Annotated in this window: 11 protein-coding genes; all 11 read left to right on the top strand. The window is 61.3% G+C overall.

Annotated elements, in window-relative coordinates:
- Positions 1-15 precede the first annotated feature (15 nt).
- The 11 genes from tssH (at position 16) to EKL15_RS12965 (ending at position 16,566) form a co-directional block, all read left to right on the top strand.
- On the top strand, positions 16-2,601 hold the full coding sequence (tssH, locus tag EKL15_RS12915; RefSeq protein ID WP_203089674.1) for a type VI secretion system ATPase TssH: 2,586 nt from the start codon (positions 16-18) through the stop codon (positions 2,599-2,601).
- 64 nt (positions 2,602-2,665) lie between these two features.
- Positions 2,666-4,927 carry a type VI secretion system tip protein VgrG gene (gene vgrG, locus EKL15_RS12920; RefSeq protein ID WP_060420442.1) on the top strand — a complete coding sequence of 754 codons (2,262 nt, stop codon included), beginning with the start codon at positions 2,666-2,668 and terminating at the stop codon, positions 4,925-4,927.
- A gap of 12 nt (positions 4,928-4,939) precedes the next feature.
- Positions 4,940-7,165 (top strand): DUF2169 domain-containing protein, encoded by a 2,226-nt coding sequence (locus EKL15_RS12925; protein WP_198509112.1) that lies wholly within the window; start codon positions 4,940-4,942, stop codon positions 7,163-7,165.
- Entirely contained in the window at positions 7,155-8,309 is a 1,155-nt protein-coding gene (locus EKL15_RS12930) for a pentapeptide repeat-containing protein (protein WP_232734439.1), read from the top strand. The genes EKL15_RS12925 and EKL15_RS12930 overlap by 11 nt, the downstream gene beginning before the upstream one ends.
- Positions 8,302-8,916: a DUF3540 domain-containing protein gene (locus tag EKL15_RS12935; RefSeq protein ID WP_019456420.1), complete on the top strand. Its 615-nt coding sequence runs from the start codon at positions 8,302-8,304 to the stop codon at positions 8,914-8,916. The genes EKL15_RS12930 and EKL15_RS12935 overlap by 8 nt, the downstream gene beginning before the upstream one ends.
- Positions 8,917-8,922: 6 nt before the next feature.
- Positions 8,923-9,288 carry a PAAR-like domain-containing protein gene (locus tag EKL15_RS12940; protein ID WP_038872288.1) on the top strand — a complete coding sequence of 122 codons (366 nt, stop codon included), beginning with the start codon at positions 8,923-8,925 and terminating at the stop codon, positions 9,286-9,288.
- 9 nt (positions 9,289-9,297) lie between these two features.
- On the top strand, positions 9,298-9,804 hold the full coding sequence (locus tag EKL15_RS12945) for a type VI secretion lipoprotein TssJ (protein WP_060439596.1): 507 nt from the start codon (positions 9,298-9,300) through the stop codon (positions 9,802-9,804).
- Between the two features lies 1 nt (position 9,805).
- Positions 9,806-11,164, top strand: coding sequence for a type VI secretion system baseplate subunit TssK (gene tssK / locus EKL15_RS12950; RefSeq protein ID WP_038872282.1), 1,359 nt, complete (start codon positions 9,806-9,808; stop codon positions 11,162-11,164).
- Positions 11,161-12,672 (top strand): type IVB secretion system protein IcmH/DotU, encoded by a 1,512-nt coding sequence (icmH, locus tag EKL15_RS12955; protein ID WP_089186149.1) that lies wholly within the window; start codon positions 11,161-11,163, stop codon positions 12,670-12,672. The genes tssK and icmH overlap by 4 nt, the downstream gene beginning before the upstream one ends.
- Positions 12,673-12,707: 35 nt before the next feature.
- Entirely contained in the window at positions 12,708-16,187 is a 3,480-nt protein-coding gene (gene tssM / locus EKL15_RS12960) for a type VI secretion system membrane subunit TssM (protein ID WP_060420450.1), read from the top strand.
- 25 nt (positions 16,188-16,212) lie between these two features.
- Entirely contained in the window at positions 16,213-16,566 is a 354-nt protein-coding gene (locus EKL15_RS12965; protein WP_004935323.1) for a DUF6277 family protein, read from the top strand.
- The last annotated feature ends 52 nt before the right edge of the window (positions 16,567-16,618 follow it).

Raw genomic sequence — 16,618 nt, forward strand, 5'->3', positions numbered from 1 at the left:
ATAAGGAAATTTAAGGTGTATCAACGAGAACGTCTTTTTTCGCGATTGGGCCACTTTGCTTATCAGTCCTTCGTTGAAGCCACCAAGCTGTGCCGGACCTTCAGGCACGAATACGTGGAGCTTGAACACTGGCTGAAAGTTCTGGTGGACAAAGAACGCGGCGACTTGCCGCTGATCCTGGCGCACTACGCGATCAATATTCAGCGCGTAAGCGATGCGTTGGATCGCATTCTCCATACCTTGCCAAACCGGACGAATGCGGTGGTGGATCTGTCGACGCAGTTGGAAACGGTGGTGGAAAGAGGGCTGCTGATGAGCCAGCTCGCCGAAACGCCGTCCGGCGGCGTGCGCACCATCCATATCCTGGTCGGCATTTTGCAGGATCCCACGCTGCAGCGCAGCCTGTACCGGCTGAGCGAAGAGTTTAAAAAACTGCCGATCCCGCAGCTGTTCGACGACTACCCGGCGATTCTGGCCGAGTCTGTCGAACACGAGGAGGAGGAAGAAGAAAGCTACGGCGCGCTCGGCGAGGCGCCGGATGCGCCCGAGACGGTCGAGATACTCGATAAATGGTGTGCGGACCTGACTCGTCAGGCGCGCGACGGTGAAATCGACCCGGTGATTGGCCGCGAATCGGAGCTGCGCCAGGTGATCGACATTTTGCTGCGCCGTCGGCAGAACAACCCGATTTTGGTGGGCGAAGCCGGGGTCGGCAAAACGGCCGTGGCGGAAGCGCTGGCCTGCAAGATAGCCCAAGGGCAGGTGCCGCCGCTGCTGCAGGGCGCCCGGCTGCTGTCTTTGGATCTGGGGCGCATGCAGGCCGGGGCGAGCATGCGGGGCGAATTCGAATCGCGCCTGAAAGCGCTGATCGACGCCATCGCGCATTCGGCCGTGCCGGTGATTTTGTTCTGCGACGAGGCGCATACGCTGGTGGGCGCCGGCGGGCAGGCCGGCACCGGCGACGCCGTCAACCTGTTGAAACCGATGCTGGCCAGGGGCGCGCTGCGCATGGTGGCGGCGACCACCTGGTCGGAATACAAACAGTTCATCGAGCCGGATGCCGCGCTGACGCGCCGTTTCCAGTACGTGCTGGTTTCAGAGCCGGACGAAGAGAATGCGGTGAACATGATGCGCGCCATCGCCCCGCATTTTGCGCAGCACCACAGCGTCAAGATCCGCGAGTCGGCGCTGCAGGCGGCGGTGCATTTATCGCTGCGCCATCTGCCGTCGCGGCAGCTGCCGGACAAGGCCATCAGCCTGCTGGACACCGCCTGCGCGCGGGTGGCGCTGAGCCAGCATGCGCAGCCTGAAAAAATCGAGTCGCTCGAGGCCGGGCTGGCGGTGAAGCGTACCGAAATGCACGGCCTGCAGGAAGAAAGCAAATTCGACGAGCTGGCGCTCACCCGCATCAGCGAATTGCAGCAGACGCTCAGCGAGATGGAAGGAGAGCTGGATGCGCTGCGTCAGCGGCAGGCGCAGGAGCAGCAGGCGGTCACCACCTTGCTCGATGCAGAGCAGCAGTCGCCGGATCGTTTGCCGCAGCTGGCTACCGAGTTGGGCGAGCTGCAGGGCGGCGGTCTGCCGCTGGTGTATCCGTGGGTGGACGATCGCGTCGTGGCGGAGGTGCTGTCGGATTGGACCGGCATCCCCACCGGCCGCATGCTGCAAAGCGATCTGGACAATGCGCTCAACCTCAACCAACTGCTGAGTCGCCAGATTTTCGGCCAGCAGACGGCGATCGACGAAATCGCGCAGGCGGTGAGGATCTCCCGCGCCGGCATCCAGGCGCACGATCGGCCGTTGGGCGTTTTCATGCTGTCCGGCCCGAGCGGCGTCGGCAAAACGGAGACCGCGTTCGCCCTGGCGGAGGCGATGTACGGCGGCGCGCATAACCTGATCGTCTTCAATATGAGCGAGTTTCAAGAGTCGCACACCGTCTCCACGCTGAAGGGGGCGCCGCCGGGCTATGTCGGCTATGGCAAGGGCGGCAAATTGACGGAGGCGGTGCGCCGCAAACCCTATTCCATCGTGCTGCTCGACGAATTCGACAAGGCGCATCCCGATATCCATGAAGCGTTCTATCAAGTCTTCGACAAGGGCGTGATGGAGGACGGCGAGGGCCGCATGATCAGCTTCCGCCAGTGCTTTATTTTGATGACCAGCAACATCGGCGCCGGCGAAATAGAAGCGACGCTGGCGGAAACGCCGGAGCTGAAAACCGAGGCGCTGCGCCCGATGCTGCACGACGTCCTGGCGCGCTTTTTCCCGGCGGCGCTGTTGGCGCGCATGAACGTCATTCCTTACGTGCCGCTTTCCACCGAAGCGATAACCCATATCGCCACCAAACAGATTTCACGTTTACAGCAGCGTTTGCACAAAGAAGTGGGCGTGTCGCTGGTGCTGGAGGGCGACATCCCAGGCTGGATCGCCAAACGCATCAGCGCCCATCCATCGCGCGGAAGAGCGGTCGAGTCGCTGCTGCAGCAGGCGATCTTGCCGCCGATCAGCAATGAAGTGCTGCAGCGCAAACGGACGGGACAGGAACTGCAAAATATCCAACTCATGGTCGAGAACGATAGCTTAAGTGTTTATTTCGACTGATTTTTAATTTACCGCCGGCCCGCAAACGCGGGGCGGGGTTCGATATCGGATCAGAGAGGTTGTTATGCCTTTAATCGAAATTGATAACCCGGTGTTAGCCGAATTAAATGCGTTTCCACTCAGCTTCACCACCCAAGAAGGGTTGTCGAGCAATTCGCAATATTCGCTCGAATTCGAATGCGAACAGGCGGACGTGGATTATGAATCCTTGCTGGGTGAAGGGATCCGCATCCAGATAGAAAGGCCGGATTTCGGCTCGCGGCCTTTCTATGCTTACGTGATCGGCGCGTCCGATGCGGGGCAGCATCAGGATAAGTTCGTGTACAAACTGGAGCTGAGCACCTGGCTGTGGTTTTTGATGCAGAACCGCAACAGCCGTATTTTCCAGGATCTGAACGTGCTCGACATCATCGAGCAAATCTTCTCTCGCTATGGCTTTGCCGACTACCGTCTGGATATTCAAGGCACCTATCCGACGCGTGAGTATTGCGTGCAATTTTCTGAAACGGATTTCGCGTTTATCAGCCGCCTGCTGGAAGACGAAGGCATCTGGTATTACTTCGATCACGCCGAGGATAAGCACACGCTGGTGATCACCGACCGGCAGGATTTCGACGATCTGGATTTCGGTTACGCCGTGTTGCCGTTCATGCCGGACAGCGAAGAAAACCGCGCCATCCGCGAAGGGATCCAGCGCATCCAGCGTTCCCGCAAAGTGCGTCCGAATGAAATCGTGCTGCGTGACTTCGACTTCCAGAACCCGCGCAAGAACCTGCAAACCAAGGTGGAAGAGAGCCGCCTCGGCCTGCAGAACACGCCGCTGGAGTGGTACGACTACGCGGCGGGCTATGTGGATACTGAACGCGGCGAGAATCTGGCGCGTTTGCGCCTGGAAGAAATGCAAAGCGACGGCCACCTGCTGTTTGGCGAGAGCAACGCCGTCGGGTTGATGGCCGGCAAGGACTTCTCCTTGATTTTGCACCCGGACGCCAACCGCAACCGCCGCTTCAAACTGACCCGCTGCGACTATGTGTTCGTGCAAGATGGCCCCGACAGCAGCAGCGACGGCCGCAACGTGACCTGCCGTTTCAACGCCTTGAACGACGACGTGGCGTTCCGCCCGCTGCGCGAGACGCCCAAGCCGCAGATGCCGGGCATCCAGAGCGCCACCGTGGTCGGCGCGCCCAATTCCGAAGTGCATACCGACAAGTTTGCGCGCATTCGCGTGCACTTCCACTGGGATCGCTACAAAACCACCGAGGAAGACAGCTCGTGCTGGATCCGCGTGGTGCAGGCCTGGGCGGGGAAAGGCTGGGGCGTGATCGCCATGCCGCGCGTCGGCCAGGAAGTGTTGGTGACCTATGTCGACGGCGATCTCGATCGCCCGATGGTGACAGGTATCGTTTATAACGGCGATAACCCGCCGCCTTATCAACTGCCTGAATACATCAACTACTCGGGGATGGTGTCGCGTTCGCTGCGCTTCGGCAAACCGCAGCATGCCAGCCAGCTGACTTTCGACGACAACCGCAACAACGAACGCGTCATGCTGCACGCCGAACGCGATCTGCAAACCACGGTCGAGCGCAACCAGGCCACCGAGGTGGGGATGGACAAGTTCGACATCATCCGCCGCACCTTTACGGACTGGTTCACCAACCACGTTTCTTACAAGGATTACGTCTTCAGCATTACCGGATTTAACGCGTCGATCACCGGCGTCAGCGCCTCACTGACCGGCGTCAGTCTTAGCGCCACCGGGGTCAGCACCTCGTTTACCGGCGTCAGCACCTCGTTCACCGGCGTGAGCACCTCGTTTACCGGCGTCAGCACGTCGTTCACCGGATTGAGCACGTCATTTACCGGGCAGAGCACCAGCTGCACCGGCGTCTCCAACTCGATGACCGGCGAAAGCAACTCCTTTACCAGCATCAGCAACAGCATGACCGGCGAAAGCAACAGCTACACCACGGTCAGTACCAGCCAGACCGGCAGCAGCACCAGCTTTACCGGCGTGAGCGTGAGCACCACCGGCTCATCGACCAGCACCACCGGCTGCAGTATCAGCACCACCGGTTCCTCGACCAGCACCACCGGCTGCAGCATCAGCACCACCGGCAGCAGCGTGAGCACCACCGGCAGCAGCGTCGGCACCACCGGCAGCAGCGTCAGCAGCACCGGCAGCAGCGTCAGCAATACCGGCAGCAGCGTCAGCAATACCGGCAGCAGCACCAGCACGACGGGGGTGTCCATCAGCTACACCGGCGCGTCACTGTCCGAGACCGGCGTCGATTTGAAAAAAGTCGGGATGCAAAGCAAAAACTAACGAGGCGCGGCAATGAGAATCATACGGCCACAGCAATTGGTAGTGATTAAAGGGGGTTACCAGATCGGCGCAGACAGCCGGCTCGGCATCAGCGTCGTGGCCGGATGCTACCTGTCCCGACCGGAACACTTCGTGAACGAAGCCGAAATCTGGGAGGCGTGGAAGCGTGCGCCGCTCAGTCTGCCGGTGTTGGACGTTGCTGAGCCGAAGCCGTTCGCCGAATACCTGATCGCCGGCCATGCCGGCGTCGGGCAGCCGGTAAAAACGCTGGACGTCAGCGCCGACATCGGCGGGCTTAAGCGCCGTTGGCGGGTGGAGGGCGAAGGGCGACGCGGCGCGATGGGGGCGGAACCGTTCCTCAGCGTGCCGCTGGACCACACCTCGGCCTGGGGCGGTAAAGACAGCAAGGAGAACCCGGTGGGGCGCGGTTGCAATGATGGGCTGCGGCCGCTGCTGATGACCTTGTCCGCCGAAGGTTCCGCACAGGAGCGTTCCCCGCTGGCGGCGCCGGCGCCGGTGCCACACGAGTTTTCGCTGCGCAAGGCGCATATCGATAAGGTGGCGGGCCAGATCGCGAGCAAAGCCTATCTGGAGAAGGCGTTTCCCGGGTTGCCGGCCGATATCGATCGGCGCTATTACCAGATGGCGCCGCCGGCGCAGTGGCTGCCGGAAGCGGCGTGGCCGGATAGGGTGCCCTTCGAACTGCAGGGCGTCGGCGCGCAGAGCCAGGCGATTCGCGGCGAGCTGCCGGCGGTGCGCGGGCGGGCATTCATACGCCGCCACGATAGCGAAGGCCTCGAGGAAATCGAACTGCAGCGAAAAACGCTGTGGTTCCTGCCCGACAGCGACATGGCGCTGATTATTTTCACCGGCAACGCGCCGCTGACGCATCTTCTGGACGAATCCATCGAGTCCCTGATGCTGGCGTTGGATCGTTGCGACGCGCCGCGCCCGTTCGATTATTTCCGGCAGGTGCACCATAAGCGCAGCGACGACGACGCTTCGCCTTTCGAGTTCCTGTTCGATCCGGATCTGATGCCGGCGGAGATGGGGCTGAACGTCATCCAGGCGGCGTCGGATCACCCCAGCGATCTGCGTTACGATCCGTCGCCCACGTCTTTGGGCGACTCCGCCGTTTTCTATCAACGCATTCGCGAGGCGATTGCCTTGCACCAGCAACAGACGGCGGCGGAGCCCGCCCCCGTGACGTTGCCCGATTTGCCGGATCTGCCTGCCGAAGAGGGTAACGACGCGTTTTTCCCCGCTAGCGCGACCGTGGAAGGGAAAACCTTCACCGGATTGCGCGGCCCTGCGCTGTCGGACAAGCATTTTCTGCAATGCCGTTTTGAGCGCTGCGATTTTTCACAGGCCGTTCTGGAGAACTGCACCTTCGAAAACTGCGTTTTTGATGCGGTCAACCTGACGCAGGCGGCGCTGCGCCGGATCCGCATGGTGTCGTGCACCCTGCAAAAGCCGCTGATGGCGGAAAGCGCATGGCAAGAGGCGGTGCTCGAAAAAGTGACGCTGGAAGAGCCGCAGGGGCAAGGCATGCGGGCCGAGGGCGTGAAGCTCGATTACTGCGTCTTCGAGCGGGGAGATTTCACCGCGAGCCGCTTTGAGCGCGGGGCGATTGGCAACGGCATGTTTAACGGCTCGACGCTGATCCGCGCGCAATTCCTGCAAGGGGAGCTGGATGCCTGCGTCTTCAACCGCTGCCTGGCCGAGGGGGCGGTGGCGCTGGATATGGCGTTAACCAAGAACTCGTTCCTCGGCGGCAATTGGCGCGGCGTGCGCTTCGAACGTTGCCGAATCGAGAGCATGACGGCGGGGATGCAGGTGAATTTCTCCCACGGCGTGTTCAGCGACTGCGGCTTCACCAAAGTGGGGCTGAAAGCGGCGCGTATGGAGAGGTGTCAGCTGCAGTACAGCGTTTTCACCGAATGCAATTTCGACGAGGCCGACCTGACGGCTTGCGCGATCGTCGGCTGCGACCTGGCCGGCGTGCGGTTTAAAGACAGCGTGCTGGCGCACGCCCGCTGGCAAAACAGCAGCGCCCAGCAAGCCATGTTTTATAACGCCGATTTGCGCGATGCGGGATTTGAGCAGTGCAACCTGGCGGCGGCGAATCTGGCGATGACCTGGCAGGACGCCGGCACCCGTTTCAGCGGGTGTTTGCTGGAGCGGGCGTGCTGGGTGCCGCGCAGAATTATTCAGGGGGACTATGCGCATGAAAACTGAAAGCCGCGTGATTCAGCAGGCCCTGCCTGACACCGAGGTGATTGAGCTGGAGGTCGCTCAGGCGGTGTCGCAGACGCCGCCCCTGCCGCGAACCTTCAAAAAGCGGCGCTTCCACGATCGCGAGCTGAAAGGGCTGACGCTGAGCGACTGTTCTTTCATCGACTGCCATTTCGAGCGCGTCACGTTTGAAGGATGCGATTTGCGGGCGGTGCGCTTTGAGGGCTGCACCCTGAACCAGGTCAACGTGGTCGGCGGCAGCTTGCTGCGCCTGTCGTTCAACGAATGCCGGTTTGACAACCTGACGCTGCAACGGGGGCTGCTGTGCAATCTGGCGTGCAACGACACCACGCTGCGTGGGTGCTACATCGGCGACTGTCTGCTGGACGACTGCAGTTTGATCCAGTGCGAGGTCAACGGGGCGGAAGTCGAGCGCAGCAGCCTGGGGCACCTGGCCGTGCAGTCCAGCATCCTGACCAACATGATGTTCCAACAGGACATCATTCAGGACGCCAACTGGTATGCCTGTCAACTCACGCAGTGCCTGTGGCAGGCATCGACCCTCGAACGCCACATCATGGGGAGCTGCCGGCTGGAGAAATGCAGCTGGCAGACGATAGAGGGGCAGGCGCGCATCTGGTTCACCTGCCGCCTGTCGGGCTGCAACCTGGCCCAGCTGCGGCTGCAGGGCGCCAGCTTTCACCGCAGCGAGCTGGAAGGGTGCTCGTTCGCCGACAGCGATCTGACGTCGGCGATCTTTGCCGAAGTGCAGGCGCTGCGCTGCGATTTCGAGCGCGCGACGCTGACCCTGGCGCAGGCGCAGAAGGCCCGGTTCAGCGAATGCGCGATGAACGGCGCCCACTGGGGGCGCGCCAGGCTGACGCAGGCGGAGTTCAGGGCGTGCGATCTGGCGCTGGCCAACATGGAGCAGGCCGAGATGCGGGAGGCGAACCTGATGGAACAGCCGTTGACCGCCGCCCAGCAACAGAGCGCCCGCCTGCATGGGGCGAAGCGTCATCGCGCCGAAAATGTGCCGCTTACCGCCGATCCGTTCTTGAGTGCGATCGACGCCTGGTATGCGCATCAACAACCGGGACCGCGGCAACCGTCGTATCAACGGCCAACAGGAGTAAGCAGATATGTATAAGTCCAGAAGAGAGCATCAGAAGGTCTATGCCAACGCCAGGGTGACGCCTTTGCAGTTGGTGCGCAGCGCTCCGCTTGCCGAACAAGGGGGGCGCAAGGTGGTGACGCTGGCGGCCGACGCCAATGGCGGCCTGTATGTCGATGGCATGCGCGCCCACTGCCTGGCGGTCGCCACCAGCTGCCTGGTTCAGCCGCTGGCGGGCGATCGCGTTTGCGTCATCGTCGACGGCGACAAATTGGTCATTACCGAGATCCTGTCGCGGCAACAGGCGCACGCCGTCATGACGCTGGACAGCCGCAGCGCCAACTTGCGCATCGTGGCGCCGGAGATCGAACTGCAAGGCGGCAAGCGGCTGACGTTGCGCAGCCCGCACTTTACGCTGCTGACGCGCAGCAGCCGCTGGGTCGCCGAAACGCTGCACCAAATCTCTCAACGCCTGTTTGTGCGCAGCAAGCACGCAAGCCGGCGGGTGGAGGAAACCGACGAGGTGCTGGCGAAGCACATCATTCAGGATGCCCGGCAATCCCTCGTCATCAACAGTGAAATTGGTTCCCTGAAGTCTTCGGCGGTGCTGAAGATCGACGGCGGCCAGATACATATGGGGTAAGTCATCATGACCGCAGCCAACAACAACACGGCCGGGATCAGCTTCGCCGGCTGTGACCCGATGATCCCGGCGCCGGGCCCGAATACCGCGCCCAACAATACCGGCATACCGAACGTGCCTAACTATTTCCTTTGCGGCGGCAATGAACAGAACATCGGCAGCATTCGCGTGGCCACCGTCGATTCGGGCGGGGTGATCGGCGCCGCCTCGGGGACGCATTCGGCACAGATGCAGCCGATGCAGGGGTCGGGGAAGTATTTCACCGGCGGCATGCCGGTCACGCGGTTAGGTGATTCCAGCACGACGAACAACAACAACATGGTCGCCACTCAGGTCGCGCCGAGCCAGACCAAATGTTTCGTTAATGCATAGGAGTTCAGCATGGTGAAGACGCTCCGGGGGATCGCGGCAGGGGGACTGTTGGCGGTGGGGATGCTGAGCGGGTGCAGCTGGTTTTCTCACGACGAGGCTGCCGATGCGGGGCGTCGATTGCGGTTTATCGATGTCGAGGTGACCGCCAACGACAACGTGAACCCGAATGCGGCCGGGGAGGCGCAGCCGGTCAAGGTGTGCGTCATCGAAACCAATCGCTCGGGGTGGATGCCCGAGGGGATTGGCGATGGCGCCCCTTGCCGGGAGACGGCACCGTCGGAAGGGGCGCTGAGCCGGCACCAGAGCATTTTGCAACCGAGGGAGACGCTGCGTTATCGCTTCGAGGTGCCGGCGGGGCAAGAGCGATGGGTCGTCGTGGGGGCGGAATTTCAGCAAATCAGCGGGGTATTGCCGCTCGCCGAGCAAAAATCGCCCGCGCAGGCTGATTCGCAAATGAAGGTGATGGTGGGGATGACGTCACTCAGCATAGTGACTAACGACAAAATGGATGAATGACATGTTACCTAAACAACGCGTCGCCTGGGTAGAAGGCATGTTGATGGAACCGCAGCATTTCCAGCAGCAGGAACGTTTTTTCGAGCACTTGATTGAAGCGCGCTTGCGCAGCGTCGAAACCTTTACCTGGGGGTTCCTGACGCTGGAAATCGACAACGGGCTATTGGAGCAGGGCAAGTTTGCGCTGAAGAAAGCCAAGGGCGTTTTCCCCGACGGCACGGCGTTCAGCATGCCTGAGGATATTCCGCTGCCGCCACCGCTGGTGCTGGGAGAGGGCTGCCAGGGGAAAGTGGTGTGCCTGTCCGTGCTGATGGACATTGCCGGCAATGCCCAGATCGATCTTATCCAGGATGAGCGGAAAAGCAGCCGTTTTCGCACCATGGACGCCGACGTGCCGGATCGCAACCACGGCGTCAGCCTGGAGGGAACACCGCGCGTGTGCACGATGCAGCTGGGGAGCCTGGTGACGCGGCTAAGCCTGGAAGATGCGGTCAGCAGCGCGGAAAGCGTGCTGCCGGTCGGCTTCGTGCGCGAACTCACCAGCGATCGTCGGGTGCTGCTGGATGAGCGCGCCCTGCCGCCGATGCTGGACTTCCGCGCCATCGGCTGGCTGCCCGCGTTCACCACCGAATTGCTTGGGCTGATCAGCCAGCGTCTGGAGTCGGTGTTCCGTCCGGATGTGCATATGACGATCGGCGGGCTGTCCGAGCTGCTGGAACTGCTGCTGCTGCAAACCTTGAGCGAATTCAATTTGCGCATCAGCCAACTGTTGGCCAGCCCGCAGGTGCATCCAGAAACCCTGTTCGACACGTTGTTGAGCCTGCTGGGGCGGCTCAGCATCATTCCCGGCGGCGAGCGGCTCTGGGACCGGGCCGATTTGGTGTATCTGCACGATGAGCCGCACAACTGCTATTTCCAGCTGTTCGCCTCGATTCGCCGCGCGTTGTCACTGGTGATCGAAGCGCCGGCGGTGGCGCTGCCGTTTATCGATCGCGGCGACAGCATCTACCTGTGCCCGAACGACTCGCAGCTGCGGCTGGAAAAACTGGTGTTTGCCGTCAGCTGCGGTTTGTCCATCGAGCATCTGCGTTCGTACTTCCCCGCGCAGGTCAAGCTGGGGCCGGTCGAGAAAATCATTCAGCTGATCGATCTTCAATTACCGGGCGCTCGCTTGCTGCCGATGGCTTCGCCGCCGCGGCACATACCGTATTACCCTAACAGCATCTATTTCGAGGTGGATCATGCCGACCCGATTTACAAGGAAATGATGGGCGGCTCGGCGATGGCGCTCAGCATCGTGGGTGATTTCCCGGACCTGCGTTTTGACGTCTGGGGATTAAGGCAAGGGAGGGTGGGATGAACGAATTCGAGAGGAAAATCCGCGAGGCGATGGCGGTAACGCGCAACAACGCGACCCCGCGTCTCCCCACGTCCGGCTCGGTGGGCAAAACCACGGCGGAAATCGCCGCGCTGTCCTTCGGCGCGCGGGCGTTGGCCGCCAAGCTGCGGCCGGGAAGCGCCGGGGTGGCGGCGCCCCCCGAACCCAAACCTTATGAAGCAGAAACCGCCGTCCCGGAAAGCGTCGAACCCGCGCCTGGCGATCGCCAGGCCGATGCGGCGCCGACCTCGAGCGGGCTGTTTGGCCGCGCCGCGCTGAGCAAGCCCGGCGTAATGATGGGCCACTGGGACAACCCGCTGATCGCCGCCGCCATTCCGGTATTGCTGCAGGTGGAGCGAGTGCGCGATCAGAAACAGCTTAACCCGGCGGCGGTGCGTGCGCAGATTGTGCGGGAGATCCAACAATTCCAGCAGACGTTGCTGGCGGATCACGTTGCGCCGGGCGATGTGGACAAGCTGGCCTATCTGCTGTGTTCCTACGTGGACGAGTGCTGCATGAGCACGCTGGAGTCCGGGGAACTGAACCTCAGCCTGCTGGTGGAGTTTTATCGCGATGCCTGGGGCGGGGAAAAATGCTTCGAGCACCTGCAAGAGTATCTGGCCGCCTCGCCGCGCAACAAGGAGATCCTGGCGTTTTACGATCTGATCCTGTCGCTGGGGTTTGAGGGGCAGTTCCACGTGATGGAGCGCGGCGCGGTGCTGTTGGCCGACGTGCGCAATCGCCTTGACGGTTATCTGTACAGCCAGAATCCGACGCAGACGCTGGCCGATGCCGAACCGAGCAAAGTGGTGCGCAAGGCCACCCGTATCACGCCGCTCAAACTGCTGTGCTACGGCCTGGCGATAGCGCTGCTGGCGTATGCCTCGGCCGCCTGGTATCTGCATGACCAGTCCCGCGCGCTGCGCAACGCCATTCTGGCCTGGACGCCGCCGCAGCCGCGCAAAATCAACATTATGGAGACGCTGCCGCAGCCGCTGCCGCAAATCCTCAGCGAAGGGTGGCTGGAGGTGCGCGCCGATCCGCGCGGCTGGCTGTTGATCTTCACCTCCGACGGCGCCTTTGCCACCGGGCAGTCGAAGCTGTCGGAAGAGTTTAAAAAGAAACGCAATATTGAGCGTCTGGGGGAAGCGCTGGCGCCGTGGCCAGGCGATCTGGAGGTGATCGGGCATACCGACAACAAACCGTATCGCAACACCTCCAACAACTCCAACCTGAAACTGTCGGAAGCCCGCGCGCAGACGGTGGCCGACAAGCTGCGGGAATCATTGGCCAACAGTAAATACAACCGCACCGTGACGTCGGTCGGCAAGGGCGATCAGGAGCCGCTGGACGACAACGCGACGGAAGAAGGGCGCCGCCGCAACCGCCGGGTGGACATCCTTTGGAAAATCGGCGAGAGGGAGATGGCTTCACCGTCTGCCACGTTGAATCAGGCAGGGGTAGCCGCCGAGGTCCCCGAGGATAACTAAGACATCCGTCGGCGTAGAGATAATAAGGAAATTATATGATACGTAGATCATTCATATTGGTGATTGCCTTGCTGCTGTGTGCGGTGGTGTGGTGGATTGGGCCGCTGATCGCCATCGGCACCTACCGGCCGCTGCTGTCGGTCTGGGTCAGAGGCATCATCATCGCCCTGATCCTGTGCTGGGCGCTGTGGCCGTTCGTGGCGACGTTTTTATCCTGGGTGTTCCGCCACGCGCGGGCGCCGGCCCCGGCTAAAAGAAAAACCGCGCAGCGAGATCGCGTGACCTCGCGTTTTTACGACGCCTTGCGCACCTTGCAATACGTCGGCACGTCGAAGCAGCGCACCCCCTGGCAGCGTTTCAAATACCGCCTGGCGCGCCGTTATATCAGTGAAAAGCCCTGGTTCCTCGTCATTGGGCCGCCGGGCAGCGGCAAAACCTCGCTGATCGGCGAAAGCGGCGAACGTTTCTTGCTGGCTGAACACTATGGCCTGCAGCAGACCGTGGACGTCGGGCCGACCCAGGATTGCAACTGGTGGCTGGCGGAGAACTCGGTGTATGTGGACACCTCCGGTGAATGGCTGCAGCTGAACGGCCTTGGCGAAGACGGCGCCAGGGCGCGCGATACCCTGTTCAAACTGATCCGGCGCCACCGCCGCCATCCGGGCATCGACGGCATCATGCTGTGCCTGGATGCACGCTGGCTGCTGCATGCCTCGCTGACGGAAAGAAAATCCGTCGCCGATGCGCTGCGCGTGCGCCTGCTGGAAATGGCCTCATGGTTCCGCTGCGAGCTGCCGGTCTATCTTACCATCAGCCACCTCGATCAACTGGTCGGCGGCGAGACCTTCCTGTCGATGCTGGGCGACGACCTGTTGCAAAAAGGGATGGGGTTCAGCCTGAACCGGGCCGAACAGGGCGAAACCCCGTTCGAGCAGTATGAAGATCTCTACCGGGAGATGGTGGCGCGCGTCAGCCATCACGTGCTCGAACTGCTGCACGATGCGCCGGACGGCCAGAACCGCCAACAGCTGCTGTTCTTCACCGAGTCGTTGGGATCGCTGGGCAACCCGCTGTATTCGCTGCTGGAGCAGATTTTCCCGCAAACGCCGGTGGGCTACGCCTGCCATTTGCAACAGGTATGGCTGGGCAGCACCATCGCCTTGCCGCCGCAGGGCGCGATTTATAACGCGGAAGCGGCGGATATCTATGAAGCCCGTCCCACCGGGCGTATTTACCACCCAGAGCTGAATTACGCCAGGCAGGAGCGCGGGGTGCTGCAGCAGTCTTCTCACGCCAGGCCGCTCGGCAGCCGCATGAGTTCCCTGGGCCGGTATGTGCTGGTGCTGGTGCTGCTGGCGGTCTCTTTTAACCTGCTGGCGATGCGTTACCTGTGGGAGAGCGATTACATCTCTTACATTGCGGCGCGCTTTGACGAAACGAAGCGCATCGTGCGCGAAATACCGGTCACGAACCGCGTCAGCGACGATGTCATCTCCGCCTATGAGCAGCTGGGATACATGAACGCGCAGCTGGGCGGTGAGGTTTCGCCGGTGCCGAATCCCTATTTCGAGCACAAGCTGATCAACAGCGCGGCGCAAAAGACCTACCAACGCCATTTGCTGCAGATCTTCTGGCCGGCGGTGGAAAACTATATCGCGGACGAACTCAAGAATGACGTTTCGGCGTCCAACAAGGACGTCTACGGCACGCTGAAAGTGTATCTGATGATGGGCGAACCCTCGCACCGTTCTGCCGAGGCGCTGGTCGACTGGTTCATGACGCGCTGGGATAGCTTTATGCCGCAGGGCTACACCGACATGAACAAAGGCATTTTCGCTTACCACCTGCGGGAAATGTTCTCTCTGCCGAATGCGCCGGTCATGAAAATGAACGGTGATCTGCTGCGCCTGGCGCGGGTGAAAGCGATGAATATTCCGATGCAGGTCAGGGTGGTGCGCCGCATCGAAGAGAAACCGCTACCGGCGGCGATCAACGACATTTCATTGGCCGATGCCGCGGGGCCGAACGTGTCATTGATGCTGCGCCGCAAGAGCCAGGCGACGGTCACCGATACCGCCGTGCCGGGGTTCTATACCCGCGCCAGCTACCGCGATGTCTTCCTGGCACAGCTCGATGACGCCGCCAAAGACATGATCGAAGAAGAGTCCTGGGTGCTGCGCGACAGCGCGGAAGGGAAAAACGCGGTGAACTCGCTGGCCTCGGCGCAGAAGCTGGCCGACGAGGCGAGGAAGCTTTACCTCATCGAGTATGCGGACAAATGGGATGCCTTCATGCGCGACGTGCGCGCCCGGCCGGTCAACGGGCTGGAGGATGCGGCGATATTGGCGCGCCAGCTGTCCGATCCTTCATCCCCGCTGGCCAACCTGGTGCGTTTTGCCGCGCGTGAAACCAGCATGACCGGCACCAACCAGGGCGATGCGGCGAGCTGGTTCGATCGCCAGCGCAATCGTATTGAACAGCAGCGGCGTGACATTCTCGGCGAGATTTCCGGCGAACGCGCGCGTTTTCGTCTCACGCCGGAACGCGCGGTGGAAGACCGTTTTGAGCTGCTTCGCCGCCTGGGGTATCAGCTGTTGCAGACCACCAACGCCAGCAACGATCCGCTGAGCCGCAGTTTCGAAGCGCTGTACAGCCAGCTGACCACGCTCTCCACCTCATTGCGCGGTGGCCAGGTGGTGCCCGCCGGCGGCACGCTGAAGCGGCTGCAGCTGGATGCGGCGCGTCAGCCGGAACCGGTGCGCAGCGTCATGATGGATCTGTTGCAGGTCGGCGACAGCCAAACGATCCAGCAGAGCCAGAAGAACCTGAGCAAAGGCGCTTCATCGCTGGCTTCCGGGCTGTGCAAGGGCAGCATCAGCGGGCGCTATCCGTTCTCGCGCAACGCCAGAGCGGAGGTCGGCATCGAGGACTTCTCGCGCATGTTTGGGCAAAACGGCGCCATGCAGCAGTTCTTCGATGAAAACCTGGCCGCTTACGTGGATGTCAACGCGCAGAAATGGAATGCCAAACCGGGGTCTGAGGGGATCGTCAATGCGAGCACGCTCGGCGCATTTGAAAATGCCCGTTTGATTCGCGACACCTTCTTCACCGCCGGCGACAAACTCTCGTTTTCCATGTTCATCAGGCCGCTGTCCCTGACGCCGACCATCACGGAAGCGACCCTGGACATCGATGGGCAGGTGATTAACTACAGCCATGGTTTTAGCCAACCCACGCGTATCGACTGGCCCGGCCCGAAAGGCGGCAGCTATGTTCGGCTGACCTTCCGCACCGGCACCGGCCAGATCCAGGTCGCCAGTTTCGACGGGCCCTGGGCCCTGTTCCGGATGTTCGACGCCAGCAATCCCGTGCCGCTTTCCAGCGACAGGCGAGAGCTGACGATGTCGATGTCTTCGGTGGTGGGCGTGCTCAAACTGGAACTGCGCTCGACGATGAAAGATTTCCCACTTTGGTCACGGGCGTTGCGAGGATTCTCGTGCCCGAAAGCGATGTAAACACAACCGTAAAGAGGTGATAAACATGTTAGATCCAGCCAAAATTTTAGAAACCATGAAGGCCGGCGGCAATTTGGGCACCAACTCCCAATCGTCGCTGAGCCAGCCGTTTATGCAAGGCGTCAGCAATATTCAAATGTCGGGGCCGGATGCGGCCAAGTCGGTCATGAGTAACGTGACAAAATCTTGCGATGATATGTTCGGCAATATGAAGGGCATTTTTAATGGGCTGCAGTCGAATGTGAACGCACACCAAAAAATGCAAACGGGCGAACAGCCGAAAGATTTTAATGTTTCTATGGACGATCTTCGCCCGGCGATTGCGAAAGGGTTCCCGCACGAAATGGCGGACTTCTTTTCCAAAGTGCCGAAACTGTAATCTGCAACTCGGTGGGTAATTTACCGGGGGGGCCGAAATGCCCCCTGGTATT

Origin of the sequence: Serratia sp. 4542 (assembly GCF_016805595.1) — a bacterium.
Lineage (GTDB): Bacteria > Pseudomonadota > Gammaproteobacteria > Enterobacterales > Enterobacteriaceae > Serratia > Serratia nevei.